The sequence below is a fragment of the Agrobacterium sp. rho-13.3 genome, from assembly GCF_033957765.2.
Taxonomy (GTDB): Bacteria; Pseudomonadota; Alphaproteobacteria; order Rhizobiales; family Rhizobiaceae; genus Agrobacterium.
On sequence record NZ_CP192774.1, the window covers coordinates 2,901,139 to 2,926,112 of the forward strand.

Annotated in this window: 27 protein-coding genes; 12 read left to right on the top strand and 15 right to left on the bottom strand. The window is 56.6% G+C overall.

Annotated features, from left to right (window positions below):
- The first annotated feature begins 16 nt into the window (after window positions 1–16).
- Genes RMR16_RS14030 through deoA form a run of 6 tightly spaced genes read left to right on the top strand, consistent with a single transcriptional unit; the run spans window position 17 to window position 5,401 of the window.
- A complete protein-coding gene (locus tag RMR16_RS14030; RefSeq protein ID WP_320200285.1) occupies window positions 17–1,120 on the top strand; it encodes an ABC transporter permease in 1,104 nt (367 codons plus the stop codon).
- 5 nt (window positions 1,121–1,125) lie between these two features.
- Window positions 1,126–2,097, top strand: a complete 972-nt coding sequence (locus RMR16_RS14035) for an ABC transporter permease (RefSeq protein WP_320200284.1) — start codon at window positions 1,126–1,128, stop codon at window positions 2,095–2,097.
- A 3-nt stretch (window positions 2,098–2,100) separates the two neighbouring features.
- Window positions 2,101–2,505: a cytidine deaminase gene (locus tag RMR16_RS14040; RefSeq protein WP_320200283.1), complete on the top strand. Its 405-nt coding sequence runs from the start codon at window positions 2,101–2,103 to the stop codon at window positions 2,503–2,505.
- A complete protein-coding gene (locus tag RMR16_RS14045) occupies window positions 2,505–3,305 on the top strand; it encodes a purine-nucleoside phosphorylase (RefSeq protein WP_320200282.1) in 801 nt (266 codons plus the stop codon). The genes RMR16_RS14040 and RMR16_RS14045 overlap by 1 nt, the downstream gene beginning before the upstream one ends.
- 2 nt (window positions 3,306–3,307) lie before the next feature.
- On the top strand, window positions 3,308–4,081 hold the full coding sequence (gene deoC, locus RMR16_RS14050; protein ID WP_320200281.1) for a deoxyribose-phosphate aldolase: 774 nt from the start codon (window positions 3,308–3,310) through the stop codon (window positions 4,079–4,081).
- A 6-nt stretch (window positions 4,082–4,087) separates the two neighbouring features.
- Window positions 4,088–5,401: a thymidine phosphorylase gene (deoA, locus tag RMR16_RS14055; protein ID WP_320200280.1), complete on the top strand. Its 1,314-nt coding sequence runs from the start codon at window positions 4,088–4,090 to the stop codon at window positions 5,399–5,401.
- A gap of 3 nt (window positions 5,402–5,404) precedes the next feature.
- On the opposite strand, the gene RMR16_RS14060 is transcribed toward deoA, so the two are convergent.
- The 9 genes from RMR16_RS14060 to cyoA form a co-directional block, all read right to left on the bottom strand.
- Entirely contained in the window at window positions 5,405–5,938 is a 534-nt protein-coding gene (locus RMR16_RS14060) for a retropepsin-like aspartic protease family protein (RefSeq protein ID WP_320200279.1), read from the bottom strand.
- 163 nt (window positions 5,939–6,101) lie between these two features.
- Window positions 6,102–6,731, bottom strand: coding sequence for a uracil phosphoribosyltransferase (gene upp / locus RMR16_RS14065; protein ID WP_320200278.1), 630 nt, complete (start codon window positions 6,729–6,731; stop codon window positions 6,102–6,104).
- 79 nt (window positions 6,732–6,810) lie between these two features.
- Entirely contained in the window at window positions 6,811–7,812 is a 1,002-nt protein-coding gene (locus RMR16_RS14070) for an adenosine deaminase (RefSeq protein WP_320200277.1), read from the bottom strand.
- Window positions 7,809–9,029: a phosphopentomutase gene (locus tag RMR16_RS14075; RefSeq protein WP_320200276.1), complete on the bottom strand. Its 1,221-nt coding sequence runs from the start codon at window positions 9,027–9,029 to the stop codon at window positions 7,809–7,811. Before RMR16_RS14075 ends, RMR16_RS14070 begins: the two co-directional genes overlap by 4 nt.
- An 83-nt stretch (window positions 9,030–9,112) precedes the next feature.
- Window positions 9,113–9,862 carry an SURF1 family protein gene (locus RMR16_RS14080; RefSeq protein WP_320200275.1) on the bottom strand — a complete coding sequence of 250 codons (750 nt, stop codon included), beginning with the start codon at window positions 9,860–9,862 and terminating at the stop codon, window positions 9,113–9,115.
- Window positions 9,863–9,985: 123 nt separating this feature from the next.
- Window positions 9,986–10,408, bottom strand: coding sequence for a cytochrome o ubiquinol oxidase subunit IV (gene cyoD / locus RMR16_RS14085; protein ID WP_320200274.1), 423 nt, complete (start codon window positions 10,406–10,408; stop codon window positions 9,986–9,988).
- The gene (gene cyoC, locus RMR16_RS14090) at window positions 10,408–11,034 is read right to left on the bottom strand and encodes a cytochrome o ubiquinol oxidase subunit III (RefSeq protein WP_320200273.1); all 627 of its coding nucleotides are present in this window, start codon (window positions 11,032–11,034) and stop codon (window positions 10,408–10,410) included. The genes cyoD and cyoC overlap by 1 nt, the downstream gene beginning before the upstream one ends.
- A gap of 4 nt (window positions 11,035–11,038) precedes the next feature.
- On the bottom strand, window positions 11,039–13,042 hold the full coding sequence (cyoB, locus tag RMR16_RS14095) for a cytochrome o ubiquinol oxidase subunit I (protein ID WP_320200272.1): 2,004 nt from the start codon (window positions 13,040–13,042) through the stop codon (window positions 11,039–11,041).
- 106 nt (window positions 13,043–13,148) lie between these two features.
- Entirely contained in the window at window positions 13,149–14,237 is a 1,089-nt protein-coding gene (gene cyoA, locus RMR16_RS14100; RefSeq protein WP_320200271.1) for a ubiquinol oxidase subunit II, read from the bottom strand.
- A 420-nt stretch (window positions 14,238–14,657) separates the two neighbouring features.
- Between cyoA and RMR16_RS14105 the strand changes: the two genes are divergently transcribed.
- Window positions 14,658–15,977, top strand: coding sequence for an MFS transporter (locus RMR16_RS14105; RefSeq protein ID WP_320200270.1), 1,320 nt, complete (start codon window positions 14,658–14,660; stop codon window positions 15,975–15,977).
- 80 nt (window positions 15,978–16,057) lie between these two features.
- Here RMR16_RS14105 and RMR16_RS14110 read toward each other — a convergent pair whose 3' ends face one another.
- The gene (locus tag RMR16_RS14110; protein WP_320200269.1) at window positions 16,058–16,639 is read right to left on the bottom strand and encodes a TadE/TadG family type IV pilus assembly protein; all 582 of its coding nucleotides are present in this window, start codon (window positions 16,637–16,639) and stop codon (window positions 16,058–16,060) included.
- Between the two features lie 13 nt (window positions 16,640–16,652).
- Window positions 16,653–17,234: a TadE/TadG family type IV pilus assembly protein gene (locus RMR16_RS14115; RefSeq protein WP_320200268.1), complete on the bottom strand. Its 582-nt coding sequence runs from the start codon at window positions 17,232–17,234 to the stop codon at window positions 16,653–16,655.
- Between the two features lie 288 nt (window positions 17,235–17,522).
- Here RMR16_RS14115 and RMR16_RS14120 point away from each other — a divergent pair, with 288 nt between their 5' ends.
- Both RMR16_RS14120 and RMR16_RS14125 read left to right on the top strand, forming a co-directional pair.
- Window positions 17,523–18,278, top strand: a complete 756-nt coding sequence (locus RMR16_RS14120) for a FadR/GntR family transcriptional regulator (RefSeq protein ID WP_320200267.1) — start codon at window positions 17,523–17,525, stop codon at window positions 18,276–18,278.
- A gap of 41 nt (window positions 18,279–18,319) precedes the next feature.
- On the top strand, window positions 18,320–19,186 hold the full coding sequence (locus tag RMR16_RS14125) for an amidohydrolase family protein (RefSeq protein WP_320200266.1): 867 nt from the start codon (window positions 18,320–18,322) through the stop codon (window positions 19,184–19,186).
- 178 nt (window positions 19,187–19,364) lie between these two features.
- Here RMR16_RS14125 and fabI read toward each other — a convergent pair whose 3' ends face one another.
- From fabI to fabA, 3 genes are all read right to left on the bottom strand, one after another.
- Window positions 19,365–20,171: an enoyl-ACP reductase FabI gene (gene fabI / locus RMR16_RS14130; RefSeq protein ID WP_320200265.1), complete on the bottom strand. Its 807-nt coding sequence runs from the start codon at window positions 20,169–20,171 to the stop codon at window positions 19,365–19,367.
- A gap of 6 nt (window positions 20,172–20,177) precedes the next feature.
- Entirely contained in the window at window positions 20,178–21,401 is a 1,224-nt protein-coding gene (gene fabB, locus RMR16_RS14135) for a beta-ketoacyl-ACP synthase I (RefSeq protein WP_320200264.1), read from the bottom strand.
- An 80-nt stretch (window positions 21,402–21,481) separates the two neighbouring features.
- Complete coding sequence (gene fabA / locus RMR16_RS14140) at window positions 21,482–21,997, bottom strand: 3-hydroxyacyl-[acyl-carrier-protein] dehydratase FabA (protein WP_320200263.1); 516 nt, start codon at window positions 21,995–21,997, stop codon at window positions 21,482–21,484.
- Window positions 21,998–22,297: 300 nt separating this feature from the next.
- Between fabA and irrA the strand changes: the two genes are divergently transcribed.
- On the top strand, window positions 22,298–22,717 hold the full coding sequence (gene irrA, locus RMR16_RS14145; RefSeq protein WP_320200262.1) for an iron response transcriptional regulator IrrA: 420 nt from the start codon (window positions 22,298–22,300) through the stop codon (window positions 22,715–22,717).
- 56 nt (window positions 22,718–22,773) lie between these two features.
- On the opposite strand, the gene RMR16_RS14150 is transcribed toward irrA, so the two are convergent.
- The gene (locus tag RMR16_RS14150) at window positions 22,774–23,409 is read right to left on the bottom strand and encodes a trimeric intracellular cation channel family protein (RefSeq protein ID WP_320200261.1); all 636 of its coding nucleotides are present in this window, start codon (window positions 23,407–23,409) and stop codon (window positions 22,774–22,776) included.
- A 138-nt stretch (window positions 23,410–23,547) separates the two neighbouring features.
- On the opposite strand from RMR16_RS14150, the gene RMR16_RS14155 reads away from it, so the two are divergent.
- Window positions 23,548–24,021: a hypothetical protein gene (locus RMR16_RS14155; protein WP_320200260.1), complete on the top strand. Its 474-nt coding sequence runs from the start codon at window positions 23,548–23,550 to the stop codon at window positions 24,019–24,021.
- A gap of 77 nt (window positions 24,022–24,098) precedes the next feature.
- Window positions 24,099–24,833, top strand: coding sequence for a histidine utilization repressor (hutC, locus tag RMR16_RS14160; protein ID WP_320200259.1), 735 nt, complete (start codon window positions 24,099–24,101; stop codon window positions 24,831–24,833).
- The last annotated feature ends 141 nt before the right edge of the window (window positions 24,834–24,974 follow it).

Consider the following 24,974-nt stretch of genomic DNA (forward strand, 5'->3'; position numbering starts at 1 on the left):
AAAGGCTTTAAAGCTCATGAGTACAGCTTCCGTTCCTCTACCCAACTGGATCAGCTACGGCCTTCTGCCGTTGCTGAACATCGCCACCGCTTTTTTCATCTCCGGTCTTGTGGTCTGGGGCATTGGAGAAGACCCCTTCGCTGCGCTGAGACTTCTGGTGGAAGGTGCGCTTGGTCGTGGTGATGCCATTGGTTTCACGCTGTTTTACACCACCAGCTTCATTTTCACCGGCCTCTCCGTAGCCGTCGCTTTCCATGCCGGCCTGTTCAACATCGGCTCGGAAGGCCAAGCCTATATTGGCGGTCTCGGTGCCGCATTGGTGGCGCTGGCACTGGATCGTTACGTGCCTTGGTATGTCACCATGCCGTTTGCCGTCTTGGGCGCAGCCCTCTTTGGCGCAGCGTGGGCATTCATTCCCGGCTGGCTACAGGCAAAGCGCGGCAGCCATGTGGTCATCACCACCATCATGTTTAATTTCATCGCAGCCGCACTGATGGTGTACCTGCTGGTGAATGTTCTGATCGTGCCTGGCAAGATGGCACCGGAAACGCGCACCTTCTTGCCGGGTGGACAGTTGCCGAAGCTGGATTGGTTGATGGCGATGTTCGGCCTGAAACTCGGCCCCGCACCCTTCAACGTATCCTTCATCATCGCGCTTGTTGCTGCCTTTCTGGTGTGGGTGCTCATCTGGCGCACCAAGTTGGGTTATGAGATGCGCACGCTCGGCATCAGCCCCTCTGCGGCTGTCTATGCGGGCATTCCTTATTCGCGCACGGTTATCATAGCCATGCTGATTTCCGGCGGTCTGGCGGGCATGATGGCGCTGAACCCGGTCATGGGCGCATCGGCGCGCTTGCAGGTGGAGTTCGTCGGCGGTGCCGGTTTCGTCGGCATTGCCGTATCGCTGATGGGACGAAGCCACCCGCTGGGCATCGTCTTTGCCGCACTTCTGTTCGGCATTCTCTATCAAGGCGGTGCCGATCTTTCGTTTGAAATGCCTAACATCACCCGTGAGATGATCGTCGTCATTCAGGGTCTGGTGATCCTGTTTGCAGGCGCACTCGAATATATGTACCGGCCTGCTCTGGTGCGCATCTACCAGCAATTCGTGAAGAGGTAAGAACCATGGACACCTTCGATATGCTGGTCAGCATTCTCGGTTCGACCGTTCGCTTGACGATCCCGCTGCTGTTCACCGCTCTTGCCGGGTTGTTTTCAGAACGCGCTGGCGTGTTCGATATCGGCCTTGAGGGCAAGATGCTGGCTGCGGCCTTCGCATCCGCCTGCGTGGCCTATCTCACCGCAGATCCATGGGCGGGTCTGGCCGCAGGCATCGGCGTTTCGATCTTCTTTTCGCTGGTCCACGGCTTTGCCGTCATCACCAATCGCGGCAACCAGATTGTCTCAGGCGTGGCACTGAATTTCGTGGCCGCTGGTCTCACCGTGGTTTTAGGGCAGGCATGGTTCGGGCAGGGTGGTCGCACGCCGCAAATCCCCACCGGTGGCCGCTTCACGCCCATCATTCTGCCGGGTGTGGATATGATCCGCGACGTTCCGTTCATTGGCCCGCTTTATGCCAACGTCATTTCCGGCAACAACATCCTCACCTATCTCGCCTTCCTTGCTGTGCCGATTTCATGGTGGGTGCTGTACCGTACCCGCTTCGGCCTTCGCTTGCGTGCCGTGGGTGAAAATCCGGGCGCGGTGGATACGGCGGGTATTTCGGTCGTATGGATGCGCTTCCGCGCCGTGATCGTTGCCGGTTTCCTCTGCGGGTTCGCCGGTGCCTATCTCGCCGTTGCGCAGTCGGCAGCCTTCATTGCCAACATGTCGGCGGGTAAGGGTTACATCGCGCTGGCCGCGCTGATTTTTGCCAAATGGAAGCCGGTGCCGGTCATGTTCGCCTGCCTGCTGTTCGGTTTTCTGGATGCGGTGGCCAACTTCATGCAGGGCAAAGCCATTCCCGGCATTGGTGAAGTGCCGGTGCAAATCTTCCAGGCGCTGCCCTATATTCTCACCTGCATTTTACTGGCCGGTTTCATCGGCGTTGCCAAGCCGCCGAAGGCCGGTGGCGTTGCTTACTCGAAGGAGCGTTAGTCCATGTCCCAAGATACAAGCGCTCAGGTGCTTTTCGAGGCCGCTCGCGAGGCCATGAGCTTCGCCCATGCGCCCTATTCCAAATTCCCGGTGGGTGCTGCCATCCGCGCTGAAGACGGCAAGATTTATAAGGGCGCGAATATCGAGAACCTGTCCTTCCCACAGGGCTGGTGCGCGGAGCCTTCCGCCATCAGCGCCATGATCATGGGCGGAGCGAAGAAGATCACGGAAATCGCCGTCATCGCAGAAAAGCTGGCGCTCTGCCCGCCTTGCGGCGGTTGCCGCCAGAAGATTGCCGAGTTCGCCTCTGCCGATACCAAGATTTACCTGTGCGACGAAGTCGGCGTCCAAAAGGTCATGACCATGGACGAACTGCTGCCTTTCAGCTTTAAAACCGAGCTGCCGTGATGGATCACGCTATCATCGATGTTCTGGTTGACCGGCTGAACGGGCTGATGCCCCGCACCGCCATCGTGCTCGGCTCCGGCCTCGGTTCGCTGGTGGAAGAGGTCACAGACGCCATCCGCATTCCCTACGCGGACATTCCGGGTTTTCCGGAAAGTGCTGTCTCCGGCCACGCGGGCGAATTCGTCGCCGGTTATCTCGGCGGTCAACCCGTGATCATGCTGGCTGGACGTGTCCATTATTATGAAAAGGGTGATGCGAATGCCATGCGCCCGGCCATCGAAGCCTTGGCGGGCATCGGTGTGCAGTCGCTGATCCTCACCAATTCGGCGGGCTCGGTACGGCAGGATATGCCACCCGGCTCAGTCATGCAGATCACCGATCACATCAATTATTCTGGTATGAACCCGCTGATCGGCGAGGAAAGCGACAGCCGCTTCGTGGGCATGACCAGCGCCTATGATGCTGATCTTACGCTTGCCATGCGCAACGCCGCCATCCGAGCAACCGTGCCGCTCTTCGGTGGCGTCTATATGTGGTTTTCCGGCCCAAGCTTTGAAACGCCGGCAGAAATCCGCATGGCTCGCACGCTCGGCGCAGATGCCGTGGGCATGTCCACGGTGCCAGAAGTCATCCTCGCGCGCTTTTTCGGGATGCGTGTTGCCGCCGCTTCGGTTATTACCAACTACGGCGCAGGCATGACCGGCGCAGAGTTGAGCCATGAAGAAACCAAAGACATGGCACCCATTGGCGGCAGACGTCTCGCCGCTATTTTAACGGAAATGATCTCAGGAGGAAACTGAGTATGGAACTTCAGCGCCCGCGTGAAGCCGCCTCTCTGGCATTGTCCTTGCTGGACCTCACCAATCTCAAAGAAGACTGCACGCCAGAGCAGATTGCTGCTCTGTGCCAGAAAGCCCATACGCAATATGGCAACACCGCCGCCATCTGCATCTGGCCGCGCTTTGTGGCGCAAGCCCGCGCCGCCTTCGGCGACAACCACACCATTCGCATCGCGACGGTGGTGAACTTTCCGTCTGGTGATCTGGATATGGCAACCGTGGTGGCTGAAACAGAACGCGCCATCCGTGATGGTGCCGATGAAATCGATCTGGTCATTCCCTACAAGAAATTCATCGCAGGCGATGAAACTGCCGTGGCTGAAATGGTTGCTGCCGTGCGCAAGGCTTCCATCGCCCCTGTTCTTCTCAAGGTCATCCTCGAAACCGGCGAGCTGAAAGACAAGACACTCATTCGCCGCGCCTCCGAAATCGCCATTGCCGAGGGTGCGGATTTCATCAAAACCTCCACCGGCAAAGTCACCGTCAACGCCACGCTTGAGGCCGCCGACATCATGTTGCAGGCCATCCGTGATAGCAAAAAGAAGGTCGGCTTCAAGCCTGCTGGCGGCATCGGTACGGTGGCAGATGCCACGCTCTACCTTCGCTTGGCCGAAACCATCATGCAGCCCAACTGGGCCATGCCTTCGACCTTCCGCTTTGGCGCATCCGGAGTCCTGGATGATATCTTGAACGTGCTGGCCGGTGGTGAGCCCGCCAAGGCATCCAGCGGATATTGAGCTGCCATGATCCCGCAGGAAATCATCCGCCGCAAACGTGACGGCGAAACGCTGAACGCGGGTGACATCGCGGCCTTCATCGCTGCGCTGTCCAAGGGCACCATCTCCGAGGGCCAGGCCGCAGCCTTCGCCATGGCAGTGTTCTTTCGCGGCATGAGCCGGGATGAAACCGTGGCGTTGACGCTGGCCATGCGCGACAGCGGCGATGTCCTCTCCTGGGCCGATATCGGCAAGCCAATCGCCGACAAACACTCCACCGGCGGCGTGGGCGACAATGTCTCGCTCATGCTTGCTCCCATCGTCGCTGCCTGCGGTCTGGCCGTGCCGATGATTTCAGGCCGGGGCCTTGGCCACACTGGTGGCACGCTGGACAAGCTGGAAGCCATCCCCGGCTATAACGTCATGCCGGATGAAGCCGTGTTTCGCCGCACAGTCAGCCAAGTCGGTTGCGCCATCATCGGCCAGACAGGGGATCTCGCCCCTGCCGATAAGCGCCTATACGCCATCCGCGACGTGACGGCCACGGTGGATTCCGTCCCGCTTATTACCGCCTCCATCCTGTCGAAGAAGCTTGCCGCAGGGCTGGAAACGCTCGTTCTGGACGTGAAATTCGGCAGCGGTGCCTTCATGCAAAGCGCCGATGAAGCCGAACAACTCGCCCGCTCCCTCGTCGAAGTCGCCAACGGCGCAGGGGTCAAAACCTCGGCTTTGATTACCGATATGAACGAACCACTGGCCGACACCGCTGGCAATGCGCTCGAAATCACCCATTGCCTTGATTTCCTTTCCGGCAAAAAAGCCGGAACCCGCATCGAAAAATTGGTTCTCGCCTTCACCGCCGAAATGCTGGTTCAAGCGGGTGCTACTTCCAGCCTCGCAGATGGCGAGGTCATGGCACGCAAAGCGCTCACATCCGGCGTCGCAATGGAACGTTTCGCCCAAATGATATCAGCCCTCGGCGGACCTTCAGACCTCATCGAAAAACCCAACGACTATCTGAAGCCCGCACCCCACATCGTCCCAGTTCCAGCACCCGAAACCGGCTGGCTCTCCACTTGCCAAACCCGCGATCTCGGGATGGTCGTCGTAGAGCTCGGCGGTGGTCGCCGCCACCCCAGTGACGTTATCGATCATCGCGTCGGAATTTCGCATATTCTGCCATTGGGAACGAAAGTGGAAAAAGGTCAGCCTCTTGCCATGGTTCATGCGGCAACGAAAGAGGACGCGGCAAAGGCCATCCAAGACGTGTCAAAAACCTACAGCATTGCTCAGGAAGCACCCGGCGAGAAGCCGATTATCGTTTCACGTATCAATCCGTGATGCTTATCGCGTCAAAATAAGTTTGCCGTTTTCTGATTTGAAGGATTTCAGCTGTTTCAGAAAACTCATGCCGATCAGAACGGTGTTGAGCCGTCCTTCTTTCGACACGGTTGCCTGCACATCGCGCGCAACGATGTTTCCCAGCTCGACCCTGTCCAGCATAATGACGGCGACCGACGTGACGCCGTTCGCGGTTGATGTCTGGTATTTGTAGTCACTCTCTTTAATGACATAACCAAGCCGCTTTGCGGTCCTCTCATCAAACGCAACCAGCGAGGCGCCCGTGTCGATAAGCCCCTCGATCTGTTTGCCATTGATTTTGAGTTTTGCCGCGTAGTGACCCCGTTCATCGGCGGTCAGCGTCACCGTCCCTGCGCTCGGTGCAGATGGCGCTGTGTTTTGCTTGGCTACCGGTAACGCAGCGCCTTTTGCTTCCTGCTCGCCTTGGATGCCGACGTAACCTTCAAGGAACTTGGGCGCGGAGACGGCGAGAATAATGATGCCGCCAGCGGCGAAAAGAAATCCCCGTGACATCATGTTCGCTCATTTCCTCCCATCACCAAGCAGCACACGCTTTATGGCGTATGATGTGAGCAGGATGCGTGAATAAGTTGCTAACACATGGCAAAAAGCCGCCGCTCCGATGGGGAGCAGCGGCTTGAAGACGAGAGTTGGTTAATCGACTTTGTCGATTTTTAGATCATTTTGTCCCATACATGCGGTCGCCCGCATCGCCGAGGCCTGGAACGATGTAGCCTTGTTCGTTCAAATGGCTGTCGATGGAGGCGGTAAAGATCGGCACATCCGGGTGAGCTTCACGGAAGTTCTTGATGCCTTCCGGTGCGGCCAGCAGGCAGAGGAAGCGGATGTTCTTTGCGCCGCGCTCTTTCAATTTCTCGATGGCGGCAATGGAAGAGTTGCCGGTTGCCAGCATCGGATCGACCACGATGATGAGGCGGGCGTCGAGGCTTTCCGGGGCCTTGAAATAATATTCGACCGCCTCGAGCGTATCGTGATCGCGGTAGACGCCGATATGTGAGACGCGGGCGGAAGGAACGAGTTCCAGCATACCTTCCAGCAGGCCGTTACCGGCGCGCAGGATGGACGCGAAAACCAGTTTCTTGCCTTCCAGAACAGGCGCTTCGATGGTCTGCATCGGTGTTTCGATGGTTTCCATCTTCATTTCGAGATCGCGGGTGACCTCGTAACACAGCAGCGTCGAAATTTCGCGCAGCAGCCGGCGGAAGCCAGCCGTGGAGGTTTCCTTCTTGCGCATGATGGTGAGTTTGTGCCGCACGAGCGGATGATCGATAACTGTGACGCCGTCCATGAAAACTGGCCTTCCCTCTACTATGTTATGGTTCTGTATTTCACCGAATAAGCGGCTTTCGCAAGGCTTAAGCGGCTTTTTATCCGGTCGTCCTCAACTCTGTCACTGCCGCATCGAACTTTGCGAGAAGCGTAACGCGGGTTGCCTCATCCACAAATGCCGCTTCCAGCGACGTGCGGGTCATGGCGTTGATGTCTGCATCGCTGAAACCAAAGGCATGACGTGCAATCTCGTATTCCTGCACAAGCGATGTGGAGAAAAACGGCGGGTCATCGGAGCTGATGCAGACCCGCACGCCCGCATCGCGAAGGCGCTTTAACGGATGGCTTTCGAAATCCGGGTAGACATGCAGTGCGATATTCGAGCCTGGGCAGACCTCAAGCACGGTGCCGAGTTCGGCCAGACGTGCGACGAGTGCATCATCTTCGATGGCACGAACGCCGTGGCCGATGCGCTGTGGTTTGACGAGATCCAGCGCATCCGCAACGCTGAAGGGTCCGCAGACTTCGCCAGCGTGAATGGTGAGGCCAAGACCCGCATCGCGGGCAATATCGAAAGCGCGGGCATAATCCGCGACGCGGCCCATCCGTTCTTCGCCCGCCATGTTAAACCCGGTGATCAGGGGATGGTTGACCCGCGCTGCATATTCGGCAGCGGCGATGACGCTTTCGGGGCCGAAATGGCGCTCGCCTGTGACGATGATGCGGGCTTCGATGCCGGTCTTTTCTTTGGCGGCAGTCATGCCCGCTGCGATCCCGGCAAGATAGGCATCGGCACCAAGGCCAATGCGGTCGCCGTGGTCTGGCGAGATGATCAACTCGCTATAGATGGTGTTTTCGCCAGCCAGTTCGGTGAGGTAGGCTTCCGTCAGAAGCGCGTAATCCTCTTCCGTTTTGAAGACTTGAGCCACGGCGTCGTAACAGCGGATGAATTCAGCGAAATCGCTCCAGATATAAGCACCGTCACGCAGGAAGGTGCTGCTGTCTATGCCGTATTTCCGTGCCTGTTTTTCGACGAGCGCTGGCGGGGCTGCACCCTCCAGATGGCAATGGATTTCTGCTTTGAGAAGATGGGACGTCACATGAAACTCCTGCCGTGCCTTCCGGACGGGATGCTGAGATGGGTAGCGATGCTCTCGCCGATATCGGCGAAGGATGAGCGGATGCCAATGTTGCGTTCACGAATACCGGGGCCAAAGGCCATGATCGGCACACGTTCGCGGGTGTGGTCGGTGCCGCGCCAGGTGGGGTCGCAGCCGTGGTCGGCGGTCAGAATGGCCATATCGCCGGGCTGCATCTTGCGATGAATTTCCGGCAGGCGGGCGTCAAAGGCTTCCAACGCTGCGGCATAGCCTGCCACATCGCGGCGATGGCCGTAGATCATGTCGAAATCCACGAAATTGGTGAAAACCAAATCACCGTTTTCCGCCTCTTCCATGGCCTCCAGCGTCGCATCCATCAACGCTTCGTTGCCGTTGGCCTTGATGACGCGGGTGATACCCTGATGCGCGTAGATATCGCCGATCTTGCCAATGGCAAGAACCTTACGGTTTTGCTCGACCAGACGGTCCAGCAGGGTGGGTTCCGGAGGCAGCACGGAGAAGTCGCGGCGATTACCGGTACGCTCGAAAGTCGCTGCCGTGACGCCAACGAAGGGCCGGGCAATGACGCGCCCGATGTTCAGTGGATCGACAAGTGTGCGGACAGTCTCGCAGAAGGCAATGAGCCGATCCAATCCGAAATGGGTTTCGTGTGCCGCAATCTGAAACACCGAGTCCGATGAGGTGTAGCAAATGGGTTTGCCGGTGCGGATATGCTCCTCACCAAAACGGGCAATGATCTCTGTGCCAGAGGCGTGGCAATTGCCAAGAATACCGGGAACGTCGCCAGCCTCGCAAATGGCCTCAACGAGTTCCGGCGAAAAGGCATCGCCTTCGGTGGGGAAATAACCCCAGTCGAACCGCACCGGAGTACCGGCGATTTCCCAATGACCGGACGGTGTGTCCTTGCCTTTGGAAACTTCATTGGCGCAACCATGAATGCCGTAAATGCGCTCGGGCGGCTCCATGCCTGCGAGTTTCTCACCGCTGGCAAGCTGGGCGATATTCAACAAACCGAGCGCCGACATGTTCGGCAAATGCAATGGCCCGGAACGCAGGCCCGCTCGGTCAGCGGCACCGGCTGCGCAGAATTCGGCAATATGGCTGAGCGTGTTTGATCCCAGATCGCCGTAGTCATCGGCGTCCGGTGCGCCACCCACGCCGAAGGAATCGAGAACAAGAAGAAAAGCGCGTGCCATTCATCACCACAAAAAGCGCGGCTCACACGGCCGCAATCACAAACCATCGATATAAATCACCGATCAACAAAAGGTGAAACGGTTTATTGAGGCGCATTCAGATTGCGCGTCACATACCAGCCAGCGGCCACCATCATGCCAGCCAGAATATACCAGGTGATGGCATAGGACAGGTGATTGTTGGGAAAGGCCAGCACGGTTTTGCCTCCGACGGGCAGGCCGCCGGGGTTCGGCGTTGCATCCGCATCGATGTAAAACGGTGCTGTATTTACAAGCGCCTTGGTTTGCGCGATCTGTGCGATGTTGCGCGAATACCAGCGATTGTTGGCAGGGTCGTTGGTGCGCAGGAAAAGCCCGCCGGTTTCGGGTGCCCGCATCAGGCCGGTGATGTCGATCGGGCCAGTCATTTCACTTTGTGGGCGCATCGAGGGATCGCGTTTATCGGTGGGCACAAAGCCACGGTTGATGATGACAAGTGAACCGTCAGCTTGTTGCAAAGGCGTCAGTACCCAATAGCCGGGGCCGAGATCGGACACCGTATAGACCTGCACCTCGTCCTGATGGCGGAACGTGCCGGAGACGTGCACGCGGCGGTATTCATATAGGGCGGGAGTGGTGAGTGACGGCCACTCGGTGGCCGCAGGCGCTTCCACCGGCGCGGCGTGGGCGCGTTGCTCCACTTGGGCGATGAGATCGCGTTTCCACATCAGGCGGCTCACTTGCCATGTGCCTAATGCCAGCAGGCAGCCCGTCAGAACCAGTGTTATCGCCATGACGAAGACGGCGGCAGGGCGAATGCCTTTGGTTGGAGAGACTTCTTTTTGGACTGTCATCGACGTTTTCCAGCTCAACAAAAAACCCACAAACCGGCTCTCCGATGTGTGGGTTTATGAGGTCTTTCGGAGAGATACAGCCGGCTTGAAAGCGGGCCGCGATTTCGTATGCAGGTCTGCCTGTCAAGGCATGTTGCGCATCTGCTCCATAGTCATGGTCGGCATCATGTTCTTGTTCATGTTGTACATGACCCAGAGCGAACCAACGAGAGTGATCATAACCACCACCAGCGTGAACAGCAGCGACATGAATATCCAGCCGCCCTGCGACTTCGTGTTCATGTGCAGGAAGTAGATCATGTGCACAAAAACCTGCACCACGCCGAACAGCATGATGACCAGCAGGGTGGCCGTGCGGCTTTCCAGCACATCACCCATGACCAGCCAGAATGGAATGGCCGTCAGGATGACCGAGAGGATAAAGCCGATCATGTAGCTCTTGAACGAGCCGTGATCTTCTCCGCTGTCGTGGTCATGCCCATGGTCATGATCATGATCGTGTCCGTGGTCATGCGAATGACCGTGATCGTGTGTGTTCGAAACCATCACAGAACTCCAGCCAGATATACGAAGGAAAATACGCCGATCCAGATCACGTCCAGGAAGTGCCAGAACATGGACAGACACATCAGGCGGCGCTTGTTTGCAGCGTGAAGGCCATATTTCTTGACCTGTACCATCAGCGTGACCAGCCAGATGACACCGAATGTGACGTGCAAACCGTGGGTGCCGACCAGCGCGAAGAATGCCGACAGGAAGGCAGAACGCTGTGGCGTCGCACCTTCATGGATCAGGTGGTAGAACTCGTAAAGTTCGACACAGAGGAAGGCCAGACCAAACAGGCCGGTGATGGCAAGCCAGATCAGCGTTGTGTTGATCTTCTTCTTGTCCGCTTCCAGCATGGCAAAGCCATAGGTGATGGAAGACAAAAGCAGGAAGGCCGTGTTGATGGCCACGAGCTTCAGATCGAACAAATCCGCGCCGGAAGGGCCAGCCGCATAGTTGCGGCCGACAACGGCATAGGTTGCAAAGAGCGTTGCGAAGATAAGGCAGTCGCTCATGAGGTACAGCCAGAAACCGACTGCTGTGCCGTTTTCCGGGTGGTGGTCTTCCTTCAGGTAGAAGACCGGCTTTTCCGCGCCATTGGCGCTCTGGGCAGGTGCTTGAGACATTCTGTTACGCCTGATTTGCCAGCAGCTTGGTACGGGCTGCTTCAACGTCCGTCACATCCGATGCCGGAATGTAATAGTCGCGATTATAGTTGAAGGTGTGGGCGATGGAGACCCCGATGATGGCAACCAGCGCCACGATTGCCAACCACCAAATGTGCCACACCAGAGCGAAGCCGAGCGCAATGCTGATGGCGCTGAGGATGACGCCCGTGCCTGTGTTCTTCGGCATGTGGATGGGTATGAACCCGTCCACAGGGCGTTCCGCACCGTGTCTCTTCATGTGCGCCCAGGCATCGATTTCATGCACGACCGGCGTGAAAGCGAAGTTGTAAGCAGGCGGAGGAGACGATGTGGACCATTCCAGCGTGCGACCATGGAAGGGGTCGCCCGTAACGTCACGCAGCTCTTCGCGTTTGAAGTAGCTGACAATGAGCTGGATGATGAAAGACGCAATGCCAAGCGCGATGAGAAAGGCACCGAATGCGGCGATGATGAACCAGATTTGCAGCGACGTGTCTTCGAACTGGCTGAGGCGGCGGGTCACGCCCATCAGGCCCAGTACGTAGAGCGGCATGAAGGCAAAGTAGAAGCCGATGAACCAGAACCAGAACGACATTTTGCCCCAGAAAGGATCGAGACGGTAGCCGAACGCCTTCGGGAACCAGTAGACGATACCCGCCAGCACGCCGAACAGCACGCCGCCGATGATCACATTGTGGAAGTGTGCGACCAGGAACAGCGAGTTGTGCAGCACGAAGTCTGCTGGAGGAACGGCGAGCAGAACGCCCGTCATGCCGCCGATGACGAAGGTGATCATGAAGCCGATCGTCCACAACATCGGGACATCGAACGTGATGCGACCCTTATACATGGTGAACAGCCAGTTGAAGATCTTCGCACCCGTCGGAATCGAGATGATCATGGTCGTTATGCCGAAGAAGGCATTGACGCTGGCACCAGAACCCATGGTGAAGAAGTGGTGCAGCCAGACGACGTAAGCAAGAATGGTGATAACCACTGTCGCGTAAACCATCGAAGCGTAACCGAAGAGGCGCTTGTTGGAGAAGGTCGATACGATTTCGGAGAAGATGCCGAAGGCAGGCAGCACCAGAATGTAAACTTCCGGGTGGCCCCAGATCCAGATGAGGTTCACATACATCATCGGGTTGCCGCCCAGCTCGTTGGTGAAGAAGTTTGTACCAACGTAACGGTCAAGCGTCAGCAGCGCGAGTGTTCCGGTCAGGATCGGGAAGGAGGCCACGATCAGGATGTTGGAACACAGCGATGTCCAGACGAAAATCGGCAGGCGCATCATGGTCATGCCCGGTGCGCGCATCTTGATGATGGTGACGATCAGGTTGATGCCCGATAACGTCGTTCCCACGCCGGCGACCTGTAGACCCCAGATATAATAGTCCACACCGACGCTTGGACTTCCCTCGATGCCGGACAGTGGTGGATAGGCCAGCCAGCCGGTCTGGGCATATTCACCGATGAACAGCGAAATCATGGTGATGATGGCACCAGCCATGGTCATCCAGAAGGAGAAGTTGTTCAGGAACGGGAAGGAAACGTCACGCGCGCCGATTTGCAGCGGGATGACGAAGTTCATCAGACCCGTGATCATGGGCATTGCCACGAACAGGATCATGATCACGCCATGGGCGGTGAAAATCTGGTCGTAGTGATGCGGGTTGAGATAACCTTCCGAACCGCCAGAGGAAATGGCCTGCTGGAGACGCATCATGACAGCATCGGCAAAGCCGCGCATGAGCATGACGAGCGCCAGAATAATGTACATGATACCGATCTTCTTGTGATCGATGCTCGTGAACCATTCCTTCCAGAGATACCCCCAGAGCTTGAAATAGGTGAGCAGACCCAGAAGGGCTGCGCCACCAAGAGCCACGACCGCAAAAGTGACGATCAGAATGGGCTCGTGGAGGGGGATGGATTCCAACGTCAGCTTCCCGAAGAGAAACGACGTTTGATCGGTAGTGGCGACCATTTTAGCCTCTTGCGATTGACTTAGAGTGCCTTGCTTCCATCTGGATGCAAGGGACGCTCCAATCTATTAATTCTACGCATCGTCATTCAGATGCGCTTTACGACGTTCAGCCTGCGTTTTTTGGTGCAGACGACAGCTGAGCCTTGGTGTCTGGCAGAGCCGCTGGCTGGAAAGTCTGGCCCTGGATTGCAGCAGGCAGCGACTGTGAGCCTGATGCAACGCCATAAGGCGAAAGCGGCGTGCAGATCACGGAATTCAGCGCCTTGGCCATATCAATGCCTTCCTTACCGCCGCCGCCATTTGCATCGATATGCATCATGTCGCGCATGCAAAGCTTGTTCGGCTCCACACAGCGGTTGAGGATTGCGTCGAACAGCTCAGGATCGACGCTGGCGAAATACTGTACAGGCTCGCGCTCGCTTGGTTTTGCGAGGTCGAGATATTCCATGCGGCCAAAGCCCTTGCCGCCATCCTTGACCTTCGCAACCCACTGGTCAAAACCTTCCTGGCTCAGACCATGGAACTTGAAGCGCATGTGCGAAAAGCCGGGGCCGGAGAAGTTGGCCGAGAAACCATCATACACGCCGGGCTTGTTGATGACCGCGTGAAGCTTGGTCTGCATGCCGCCCATGGAATAAATCTGGCCGGCGAGTGCGGGAACAAAGAACGAGTTCATGGCGGTCGTGCCGGTGATCTTGAAATTGATCGGCACATCGACCGGTGCTGCGAATTCATTGACGCTGCCGATGCCGAGTTCCGGATAGAAGAACAGCCACTTCCAGTCCATCGACACAACTTCGACCGTGATCGGCTTCATATCAGCCGTCACCTGACGTTCGTGGTCGATACGCTCGATGGGGCGATACGGATCGAGACGGTGCGTGGAAATCCACGTCACGGTTCCGAGCATCAGGATAATCGCCACCGGCGCGGACCAGATGACCATTTCGAGACGGGTAGAGTGGTGCCATTCAGGATCGTAATCCTCCGCCTTGGCGGACGCACGGTACTTCCACGCAAAGAAAAGCGTGAGGGCAAGCACCGGAACGATGATGAGGAGCATCAAAACCGTTGAGGTGATGATGAGGTCGCGCTGCTGGATGGCGATATCGCCCGCAGGGTTCATCACAACGAGATCGCAACCGCTTAACAGCAGCAGAGACGAAATGGCCAGGAGGGCAGAGGGTATTTTCATGAGCGTGCGCACGTTCTCGTACTCGTACTGTTTTTGGTAATGTCGCGTATAATTGTCAAACGTCATAAATGACATGAGGTAGTTTGTCGCGGTGCAGCATAACCTTCCGACCGTGATCATCGCGGCACAGGGATTGGACCCGGAAGGCAAGACGGTGAGCCATTATCTCATAGGATACCGTCTGGGCAACCCCTTACGGCATCGGCCGGAAAATCGGGATCAATTTTCGGAAAGCGCGATGCTCGAATCTAAACGGCTGGAGCGTCCTTTTGTGTGCCCGAGAGGGCGTACAACGCTCTTGCAGCAATCTTCAATTGACGGTCTGAAAACCCTGTGTGACAATCCGCCGCATGCGACGCAACGGAAGAGGAGCCGGTTGCGTTGCACACATGGCTTGCCCATACGCAGGAGGGAATTTTTATGAGTTATACTGATACGGCCTCATCCTACAAACAACCGAACGGCCAACCCGGTGCGCCGGTGGCTGTTGATCCAGATCGCATTACGATCGCGGTCATTCTGGCAAGAATGACGGAGTTTTTCGACTTCTTCGTGTATGCCATTGCCTCTGCTCTGGTTTTCCCTCACGTCTTCTTCTCGTTTGTCGATCCTCTCACGGCAACGCTTTATTCCTTCGCCGTGTTTTCGCTGGCCTTCATTGCCCGCCCCATCGGTTCCCTTCTATTTCTGCAAATCGACCGCAAGTTCGGACGTGGCGTCAAACTCACGGCAGCGCTTTTCACCCTCTGTGGATCGACGATGGCGATCAGCTTCCTGCCCTCATACGCAGAAGCCGGAATGCTCGCGCCCGTTCTTCTTGCTGTGTTCCGTATCGGCCAAGGCATTGGCCTCGGTGGCGCATGGGATGGTCTTGTTTCGCTGCTGGCGATGAACGCACCTGAAAAACAGCGCGGCTGGTACGCGATGATGCCGCAGCTGGGTGCCGCCATGGGCTTCGGTCTTGCCAGCGCGTTCTTCATCATCTTCACCACGCAGCTTTCCAACCCGGAATTTCTGGCATGGGGCTGGCGCTTCCCGTTCTTCGTCGCGCTGGCACTCAACGTTCTGGCGCTGTTTGCGCGGCTTCGTATGATCATGACGCCGGAATTCCAGAGCATGTTGGAGCAGCATGAACTGGAACCAAAGCCGATGTTCCGCATGTTGCGTCAACAGTCTCGAGTCGTGATAACAGGCGCGTTCGTGCCATTGGCGAGTTTTGCGCTGTTCCATCTCGTTACCGTGTTTCCGCTCAGCTGGGTGTCGCTCAACACCAATCAGAGAATTTCTGATTTTCTGTTCGTGCAGTTCGTCAGCGCCATCATCGCGGGCGGTATGATTGTCGTGTCGGGCATTCTGGCGGACAGGATCGGCCGTCGCAAACTGCTCGGCATCGCCGCGGTGTTGATCGGGATATTCAGCTTTATTGCACCAATCCTGTTGGCGTCCGGCGATATCGGTCGTTACCTCTTCGTGTTGATCGGGTTCTCGCTGCTGGGCTTGTCCTTCGGTCAGGCTGGTGGCGCGTTGGCCTCCCGTTTCAGTCGAGAATATCGCTACACGGGTGCATCTTTGACTTCGGACATTTCGTGGCTCATCGGCGCAGGTTTTGCACCATTGGTGGCGCTTGGCTTCTCATCGAAATTTGGCCTGTTTGCGGTTGGCATCTACCTGTTCTCAGGGGCAGCCTGCACACTCATCGCATTGGCTTTCAGCCGCAAACTGGACATGCCCGCCGACTAACTCCGTTATGACAACAAAAAACGCTGCGAAATCGAGATCGATTCCGCAGCGTTTATTTTTTCATGAAGCCGAGGGTTCTCTTAGCAATTGCTACAGGGGATAGGATCTGCCTCACGCTTGGCGAAGTAATAATCGCGACCAATGGTAATGGGCGTGATCTTGGTGGATACCGACGACATGAACATCAGCAGCGTATGCGGTATCGTCAGTTCGGCGTGAACAAGAAACGCATTCGGTTGTTTCAGGTTCTCCGGAATGTTGACGATGGAATTCACCACATACGGGCGTCCATCACTCTGATCCCACGACCAGCTTATCTTTGCGACCTTGTTGGCATCCACCAGGATGCCGCTGATCTTCAGTTTAAGACCATCGGTGCCGTACGGAGCGAAGATCGCCCCTGCAACATCTTCCATCGTGTTGAGATAGACCTTGTTGACGGTGGACTGTTGCGACACAAGGTCGGCAATCGAGCCAGCCGCATGTGTCGCTCGCTTATAGACGCTGAAGCCGATGGTCAGTTCGAAGGCCGTAATATAGAGCGCCAGAAGCAGTGGAAAGACGATGGCGAATTCGACAGCGCCGACGCCTTGCCGGTCGCGTCTCAGGCGTCCCAGCATATTGCCTATTGCGCGTAGGGCTTGCTTCGATCTCTGTGTCATCCGGGCACGCTCTTTAATAGGATTCATTGCGGAAAGCGTCCGTAGAGACAATCAGGAAATGTGATGGCATGGAGCCGTCTGCCGGGCGGATTTTGGTGAGGTAGGGCCGCACAAGATCGGTAATCACCTGCCAGCGATAATAGACGCGCAGCATATTGATGGTGTTGGGGCCACCCGGCTTAAAGCCAAAGGTGCTATAATCGATATCGTAATATTGACCGTTCGCGATCAAGGGAATGGTCTTTGGTATATCCGCGAAGGTGCTGAACTGCCGAAGATCGATATAGAGCTTGCTCTCTTTCTTGATTTCATCTGCGGAGCACGTAATCAGCACTGACACTTCCGCGCAAAACTGCTTCCTGAAGTCTTCTTTTGCAATCGTGCTGGCAATCTGTCCGGTGCGCAGCTTGCGCGCCATGGTGTCTGTCGCATTCGACACCAGTTGCTCGCCCATCATCGCCAGAAAGGTTTCGATGATAGCGAAAACGACGAGAAAATAAGGAATTGCCAGAATGGCAAACTCTATCGCCGCTGTGCCATCGCGAGAGCGTGCGAACCTCCGGGCCAGCTTTGCTTTGGAAAAGAGTGATCGCATTGAGCTTTTTCTATCTTCATGATGGGAAAGCATGTCTGCCGGACAGCATTTATAGAATAGAAGTGTATTGCGGCTTCGTTTAAATTTTCTTGCGTGAAAGCCTCGCATTTCCTGTATTGGGACGATTTTGTCCTCCACAACCGATCGGGAACGGAGATCATATCAATGTGCGTCAGAAATAATATAAATATTGCCAATTTGCTTTGATTACGGGATATTTGGAAAATCAAAAAATGAGGACGCAGACAATTCGCAAAAGCGATGTCTCGAATTTGCCTGGAGTGAATATTGGCCAGCTTCAATGAAAACGTCGAAGGCGGCGCAAAAGAACATGCCACTGTTGGCCGTGCCGGCGGCTCGCTGGTCAGCCAGACGGCTGAGGCGTTGCGGCAATCCATCCTGTCCGGTGAATACAAGCCGGGTGATAAGTTGCCCAGCGAGGCCGGTCTGACCGAGCTTTACAAGGTCAGCCGCACGGTGGTGCGCGAAGCCGTTGCGGCTCTTAGGGCCGACAAGTTGGTCGAGGCGCGGCATGGGGCAGGCATTTTCGTGCTGACGCTGCCTGCGCAGCAACCACAGCCGTTTCAGGATGTGGACCACGATCGTATTTCCTCCATCATCGAACTTCTGGAATTGCGTGCTGCCGTCGAAACCGAAGCGGCCGAGCTTGCTGCAATCCGCAGATCGCCTGCGCAGGAGGAGGCCATCATCCGCTGCCTGTCAGCCGTGCAGGATTGCATCGAAAACGGTAAGCCGACAGCGGAAGCCGATTTCAAGCTGCATCTTGCCATTGCTGACGCCACCAACAACCCGCGCTTCCGCGAGTTTTTGGAAGTGATGGGCCAGAACGTTATTCCGCGTGCGGCGTTGCGGTCATCGCAATCCGAGAAAACCGCCGCCTCCTATCTGCAACAGCTTCAAAACGAGCATGATGTGATCGTCCACGCCATTTCGGATGGCGACGCATCCGCAGCGCGTGAGGCCATGCGTCTGCATTTGAAGGGCAGCCAGCAGCGCTACCGCGCCATGTTGCGGCAGGGCTGATCAAGCACAGAAGTAAAAGGCTGACGCCACAGGGAGTTTTCATGACACTGGTTAGAACCTTTGAGGGCAGGCGCCCGCACATCGCCATGCCCAAGGGCGCAATCGACACCCAGATGCATATGTATCTGCCCGGTTTCCCCGGACTGGCGGGCGGACCGCCTGTGCCGGAAGGCACGCCGGGACCGGAAGAATACCGCCGCCTGATGAAATGGATCGGCATCGACCGCGTCGTCATCACGCAGGGCAATGCCCATCAGCGCGACAACACCAGCCTGATCGCCTGCTTGCGCGCCATGGGCCACGTTGCCAAGGGCGTCGCGGTCGTGACCCGCGAAACGCCACTGGATGAATTGCAGGAGCTTATCGATGTCGGCGTCGTGGGCGCGCGTATCATGGACCTGCCGGGCGGTGCGGTTGATCTGACGCATCTGGAAGAGGTCGACAGTCTCGCGCAGGAACTTGGTTGGAGTATCGCCGTCCAGTTTGATGGCTCGAGTATTCTCGATCATGAAAAGCGGCTGGCCGCCATCAAAAGCCGCTGGATTTGCGACCACCACGGCAAGTTCTTCGCAGGCGTGACCCCGGATAGTCCGCAGGTTACGGCACTGAAGCGGTTAATCGACAAGGGCAATTGCTGGTTCAAATTTGCAGGCTGCTATGAATCCAGCCGTTCCGGTGGCCCAGATTTCGAAGACATCGCCGCTGTTGCAAGGGTGATAGCCGAATACGCCCCCGACCGCATCATCTGGGGCACCAACTGGCCGCATAACAACGCCAAGACAACGGAAGAATATCCTGATGATGCGGACCTGCTGGACACGGTTCTGTCATGGCTGCCGTCGGACGAAGCGCAGTTAAAGGCGCTCGTGACGAATCCGGAAGAACTGTTTGGCTTTGACCCGGTTTGAGTGGAAAGTAGACAAAGAAAAAGCCCGGCGTTGACCGGGCTTTTTTTGTTCGTAAACGCTCTCCAAACCCACCTTCGTCGTCCCTGGGCTTGTCCCGAGGATCTAATCACGTCTCCAAAATTGCGACGTAGCAGATGCTCGGGACAAGCCCGAGCATGACGAGTGAGAAGTTTGCGCCTTACTCAGCGTCAGCGTTGTAAAGCACTTCCAGTGTCGGGATCGACGTGATGTTGAAGCCGCCGTCGACGTAGTGACATTCGCCCGTCACGCCGCGTGACAGGGACGACAGAAGATAAAGTGCAGAGCCGCCAATGTCTTCGATGTCAGGTGTACGACGCAGCGGTGCATTCTTCTGGTTCCAGGAGAAGATCGCGCGGGCATCCGAAATGCCAGCGCCTGCCAGTGTGCGCACCGGGCCAGCGGAGATGGCGTTGACGCGAATGCCCTTCGGGCCGTAATCGGCGGCGAGGTAACGAACGGATGCTTCAAGAGCAGCCTTGGCGACGCCCATGACGTTATAGTTCGGGATCACGCGCTGCGAACCATTATAGGTCAGCGTCAGCATGGAGCCGCCATCGCCCATCAGGGCCGCTGCGCGCTTGGCGATTTCCGTGAATGAGAAGCAGGAGATAACCATCGTGCGGCTGAAGTTTTCGCGGGTCGTGTCGGCGTAAAAGCCCTTCAGCTCGTTCTTGTCGGAAAAACCGATGGCGTGAACTACGAAGTCCAGCGAACCCCAGCGCTCGCGAACCGCTTCAAACAAAGCATCCACGGAGGCGATATCCTCCACGTCGCAGGGGACGATGAAGTCGGAGCCGAGTTCAGCTGCCAACGGCTTGACGCGCTTGCCCAAAGCGTCACCCTGATAGGTGAACGCCAGTTCTGCACCCTGTGCCGCCAGCGCCTTGGAGATGCCCCAGGCGATGGAGTGATTGTTTGCGACGCCCATGATGAGCCCGCGTTTTCCCTGCATGATGCCAGTCATGGACATTTATCCGTTGTAACGCTGGAAGACGAGCGTGGCGTTGGTGCCGCCGAAGCCGAAGGAGTTGGAAAGGACAGTGTCGATCTTGGCATCGTCGATACGCTTGCGGACAATCGGAACGCCATCGAATTCCGGGTCGAGCGTTTCGATATGCGCGCTCTCGCCAATGAAGCGTTCCTGCATCATCAGCAGGCCATAGATGGATTCCTGAACGCCAGCAGCACCCAGCGAGTGACCGGTCAGCGACTTGGTGGACTGGATATGCGGAATCTTCGAACCAAAGACTTCGCGAATCGCACCGATTTCCTTGCTGTCGCCAACAGGTGTGGATGTGCCGTGGGTGTTCACGTAATCAACTTCACCCTTAACGGTGGCCAGCGCCTGACGCATGCAGCGGATGGCACCTTCGCCAGACGGGGCGACCATGTCGTAACCGTCGGACGTTGCGCCGTAACCGACGATTTCCGCGTAAATCTTCGCACCGCGTGCCTTGGCATGTTCCAATTCTTCGAGAACCAGCACGCCAGCGCCACCAGCGATGACGAAACCATCGCGGTTGGCATCATAAGCGCGGGAAGCCACGTCGGGGGTTTCGTTGTATTTAGAAGACATTGCGCCCATGGCGTCGAACAGGTTCGACATGGACCAGTCGAGGTCTTCATGGCCGCCAGCAAACATAACATCCTGTTTGCCCCACTGGATCATTTCCGCAGCGTTGCCGATGCAATGTGCAGATGTCGAGCAGGCCGAGGAAATCGAGTAGTTGACGCCATGGATCTTGAACCAAGTTGCAAGCGTGGCCGACGCTGTCGAAGACATGGCCTTCGGCACGGCAAACGGGCCAATGCGCTTGGGGCTGTTGTTCTTCAGCGTAATGTCCGAAGCTTCGACGATTGTGCGGGTGGAAGGACCACCAGAACCCATGATAATGCCGGTACGCTCGTTGCCGCTGATGACGCTTTCTTCAAGCCCTGAATCGGCAATGGCCTGCTTCATGGCAACATGGTTCCACGCGCCACCTTGGCTGAGGAAGCGCATGGCGCGACGGTCGACAAGCTCAGTCGGGTCGAGTGATGGCTTGCCCCAGACCTGGCATTTAAAGCCATGCTCGGCAAAATCAGGGGAGAACGAGATTCCCGACTTAGCATCTCTCAGGGAAGCCGTAACTTCCGCAGCATCACTGCCGATTGATGAAACAATACCGAGGCCGGTGACTACAACTCTTCTCATGAAGTTGACCTTTTCTGTGTTTGCCGCCTGACTTGTTTGCGCTCCAGCGGAAAAAACCGCGGGGACCGAAACCTCAGGGTTCAGGCGGTCTTTTCTTTTGACAGGCCGACACGCAGGTCAGACGCTTGATAAATGGTTTCGCCATCCGCTTTCAGATAACCGTCGGCAGTGCCCAGAACGAGGCGACCGCGCATGACGCGCTTGAAATCGATGCCGTATTCCAAAAGCTTGGTTTCAGGGCGAACCATGCCCTTGAACTTCACTTCCCCGGTGGAGAGGGCCATTCCGCGACCCGGTTCACCCAGCCAACCGAGGAAAAAGCCGGTGAGCTGCCACATGCCGTCAAGGCCAAGGCAGCCGGGCATGATGGGGTTGCCCTGAAAATGGCAAGGGAAATACCAGTCATCCGGTGTGACATCATATTCGGCACGGATGTAGCCCTTGTCGAACGCGCCGCCTGTTTCCGAAATTTCAGTGATACGGTGAACCATGAGCATCGGAGGCAGAGGAAGCTGTGCATTGCCGGGGCCGAACAGTTCGCCACGTCCGCACGCCAGAATTTCCTCGTAATTGTAGCTCGGTTGCCTCGTTGCCATATTGTATCCGTTTCCCCGTTACTGGTGTTGAACGACTTCTGTAGAGCAAGTTAGGTCCAAAATGAAGCGCCACAAGGGCATCTTGCATGTTCGGCCACTAAAGCTCGAAGCTTAGGTCCGTCCTTAATATGGCGCCCGCATACAGGAAGCGTAAGGCCGTCACCAGAGGAAAATTGCAAAAACCCCCGGTTTCAGGCCAATTGCCGCGCCTGCCGGGCCGGAAACTATTGAAAGCCCTGCTCGTAAAAGTTATATGAAATCTGGATTGGGTTTATTTAACCGCTTTTGGGGCCGCATTGCATGGCATTTGACGCCACACTGGATATTGGAACGAGGTTGCGCCGCTTCGGCTTGCGGCCGACGCGACAGCGCGTTGCATTGGGCGATCTTCTGTTTGCAAAAGGCGACCGGCATCTGACCGTTGAAGAACTGCATGATGAAGCTGTAAATGCTAACGTGCCTGTGTCTCTGGCCACGGTTTACAACACGTTGCACCAGTTTACTGAGGCAGGCCTGATCCGCGTTTTGGCCGTCGAAGGTGCAAAAACCTATTTCGACACCAACGTGTCCGATCATCATCACTTCTTTGTGGAAGGTGAAAACGAGGTTCTGGATATTCCCGTCAACAACCTTCAGATCGGCAATCTGCCGGAGCCGCCAGAGGGTATGGAAATCGCCCATGTGGACGTGGTCATCCGCCTTCGCCGCAAGCGTCGCTGATTTTCTGCACCATCAGAAACAGTCAAAGCGCCTTCGGGCGCTTTTTTCGTTCCTGTTCACATCACATCTTCAGGTGGTCTGCCGGGGCGGGCCTTGTAACGCGGGAAGGTCCAGCCGAAAATCAGGGCGCCGCTTCTGATCGCAAACGCCGTCAGCACACCAGCGGCAGATGCTACGAGCAACGGCAGACCAATGGCATGGGCAGCGGTAAATACGCAGGCACCTGCCAACGCGCAGCTTATATAGACTTCCGGGCGCAGCAGCACGGAGGGTTCGCCCGCCAGAATATCGCGAAGCACGCCGCCAAAGGTGGCGGTCAATGTGCCGGTTACAATGGCAACCGTGGGAGAACCGCTGGCGGCAAGCCCTTTCGCAGCACCCATGACGCAATAGGCAGACAGGCCGATAGCATCTAGCCAGATCAGCAGCCGGTAACGGGATTCCATCAGATGTGCGGTCAGATAGACCAGCAATGCAATGCCGACGCAGACCAGAATATAGGTAGGGTTGACCACCCAGAACACCGGAGCGCGGCCAAGCACGAGGTCACGCAGCGTACCACCACCCATGCCGGTGGCAGCTGCAAAGAACACGAAACCAATGAGATCCAGCTGTTTGCGGGACGCCGCAAGTGCACCTGTCGCCGCAAAAACAGCAACGCCCGCATAATCGAGAAAAGCCAAAAGTGTCATGCGCAGGCCGCTCCTCGATTGTGGTTACGCGGGGTCAGTGTCACGCAAGGGCCGCGCCCTATAACCCATCGCCGGATTAAAGATGGCACGCTCCATGCGTCCGCATCCATAGCGGAAACAGACTTAAAGGAAAATGCAGTGAAACGCTTTCTCTTCGCAACGCTTCAAGCCCTGGTGTTCTTGGCCGTGCCGGTTGTTGCAACGGCCCAGCAGGCGCTTGTCAGCGACCCGGAAGTTTATGAGAAAGATCATTTCCGCAAGGAATGCAAAGTTGCCGAGTTTGATGCAGATTTTATCACTCGGCTCGATATCAACAATGACGGCCTGATCGATGCGGTGACCAATCGCGGCGCATTGACCTGCGACGGCGAAAAAGCGCGCAGTTGCAACGAGGATGGCTGCCCCTATAATTTTTATGTTCAGGTCAAAGAGGGGGGGTATCTGATGATCGCCACCGCCACGATTTATAGCTATGAGTTCGTCAAACGTTTTGGCAACATGGTTTTCGCATTCAAGATGCATCCGCGTTATTGCGAGCGGACCGATAGCGAACCCTGCCTGATGACGGTGCGCGTGCGCGGCACGAAGTTTGTGACCATTTCCAGCAAGTAGAACCCATCCAACTGTGTTCTTCCTAAGGGCGAGGTGGGGTGCTATCACGCTTGCAATGGAATGGGACGACTGAGACTATGGCTGAAGCCCCCCGGGTTCAGGAAAAATCGCTGCACGAGCGTATTACCAGCGAGGTGGAAGGCCGTATTCTGTCTGGTGAATGGCCACCGGGGCACCGTATTCCTTTCGAGTATGAGCTGACTGAGGAATATTCCTGTTCGCGCATGACCGTGAACAAGGCTCTGGGCGAACTGGTGAAGAAGGGCCTGATCGAGCGCCGTCGCCGTTCCGGCAGCTTCGTCACCCAACCACACGCGCAATCAGCAGTGCTTGAAATTCATGATATTCAGCGCGAGGTGCAAGCGCTTGGTCTCACCTATGCCTATCGGCTCGATAGCCGCGAAGTCAGAAAATCGACCGCCGAAGACCGGGTGATGTTGGAGGTTAAGGCTGGCGCACAGGTTCTGGCGTTAACCTGCCGTCACTTCACCGGCGACGTTCCCTTTTGTCTTGAGGAGCGCGTGATCAACGTCTCGTCCGTTCCAGAGGCGCGGGATGCGGATTTTTCCATTGTTGGTCCCGGTTCATGGTTGCTGAAAATGGTGCCGTGGAGTGCCGCCGAACATCGTATTCGCGCCGTGTCCGCAGACCGGCGCGTGGCTGAATCCCTGGCAATACCCACGGGAACTGCCTGTCTGGTCATCGAACGCCGCACCTGGAACGGGCAGACCTACATCACTCACGTTAAAGTGACCTATCCGGGTGACCGTCACGAATTGGTGGCGCAGTTTCTTCCATCACAACAAACGTGAATAGGCTGGGCGTCGTCTTTTCGTAAAAGAAGAGTTTACAGCTCTGCTTTCGGCAATGTATTAGTTGCCAATCTTACTCAAGTTTGTTAGCGGGTGCGCAGATAAAACTGCAACCGCCAGGTTTGAGAGCGCGGGCTGGCC

Coding starts and splice junctions, on each gene's coding strand:
- RMR16_RS14045 (WP_320200282.1), top strand. CDS start 2,505: ATGGATCACGCTATCATCGATGTTCTGGTTGACCGGCTGAACGGGCTG.
- upp (WP_320200278.1), bottom strand. CDS start 6,731: ATGGACGGCGTCACAGTTATCGATCATCCGCTCGTGCGGCACAAACTC.
- RMR16_RS14075 (WP_320200276.1), bottom strand. CDS start 9,029: ATGGCACGCGCTTTTCTTCTTGTTCTCGATTCCTTCGGCGTGGGTGGC.
- RMR16_RS14060 (WP_320200279.1), bottom strand. CDS start 5,938: ATGATGTCACGGGGATTTCTTTTCGCCGCTGGCGGCATCATTATTCTC.
- cyoC (WP_320200273.1), bottom strand. CDS start 11,034: ATGTCTCAAGCACCTGCCCAGAGCGCCAATGGCGCGGAAAAGCCGGTC.
- deoC (WP_320200281.1), top strand. CDS start 3,308: ATGGAACTTCAGCGCCCGCGTGAAGCCGCCTCTCTGGCATTGTCCTTG.
- RMR16_RS14115 (WP_320200268.1), bottom strand. CDS start 17,234: ATGCGATCACTCTTTTCCAAAGCAAAGCTGGCCCGGAGGTTCGCACGC.
- cyoB (WP_320200272.1), bottom strand. CDS start 13,042: ATGGTCGCCACTACCGATCAAACGTCGTTTCTCTTCGGGAAGCTGACG.
- cyoA (WP_320200271.1), bottom strand. CDS start 14,237: ATGAAAATACCCTCTGCCCTCCTGGCCATTTCGTCTCTGCTGCTGTTA.
- deoA (WP_320200280.1), top strand. CDS start 4,088: ATGATCCCGCAGGAAATCATCCGCCGCAAACGTGACGGCGAAACGCTG.
- RMR16_RS14035 (WP_320200284.1), top strand. CDS start 1,126: ATGGACACCTTCGATATGCTGGTCAGCATTCTCGGTTCGACCGTTCGC.
- cyoD (WP_320200274.1), bottom strand. CDS start 10,408: ATGGTTTCGAACACACACGATCACGGTCATTCGCATGACCACGGACAC.
- fabA (WP_320200263.1), bottom strand. CDS start 21,997: ATGGCAACGAGGCAACCGAGCTACAATTACGAGGAAATTCTGGCGTGC.
- fabI (WP_320200265.1), bottom strand. CDS start 20,171: ATGACTGGCATCATGCAGGGAAAACGCGGGCTCATCATGGGCGTCGCA.
- RMR16_RS14125 (WP_320200266.1), top strand. CDS start 18,320: ATGACACTGGTTAGAACCTTTGAGGGCAGGCGCCCGCACATCGCCATG.
- RMR16_RS14105 (WP_320200270.1), top strand. CDS start 14,658: ATGAGTTATACTGATACGGCCTCATCCTACAAACAACCGAACGGCCAA.
- RMR16_RS14080 (WP_320200275.1), bottom strand. CDS start 9,862: ATGACAGTCCAAAAAGAAGTCTCTCCAACCAAAGGCATTCGCCCTGCC.
- hutC (WP_320200259.1), top strand. CDS start 24,099: ATGGCTGAAGCCCCCCGGGTTCAGGAAAAATCGCTGCACGAGCGTATT.
- fabB (WP_320200264.1), bottom strand. CDS start 21,401: ATGAGAAGAGTTGTAGTCACCGGCCTCGGTATTGTTTCATCAATCGGC.
- irrA (WP_320200262.1), top strand. CDS start 22,298: ATGGCATTTGACGCCACACTGGATATTGGAACGAGGTTGCGCCGCTTC.
- RMR16_RS14030 (WP_320200285.1), top strand. CDS start 17: ATGAGTACAGCTTCCGTTCCTCTACCCAACTGGATCAGCTACGGCCTT.
- RMR16_RS14040 (WP_320200283.1), top strand. CDS start 2,101: ATGTCCCAAGATACAAGCGCTCAGGTGCTTTTCGAGGCCGCTCGCGAG.
- RMR16_RS14110 (WP_320200269.1), bottom strand. CDS start 16,639: ATGACACAGAGATCGAAGCAAGCCCTACGCGCAATAGGCAATATGCTG.
- RMR16_RS14150 (WP_320200261.1), bottom strand. CDS start 23,409: ATGACACTTTTGGCTTTTCTCGATTATGCGGGCGTTGCTGTTTTTGCG.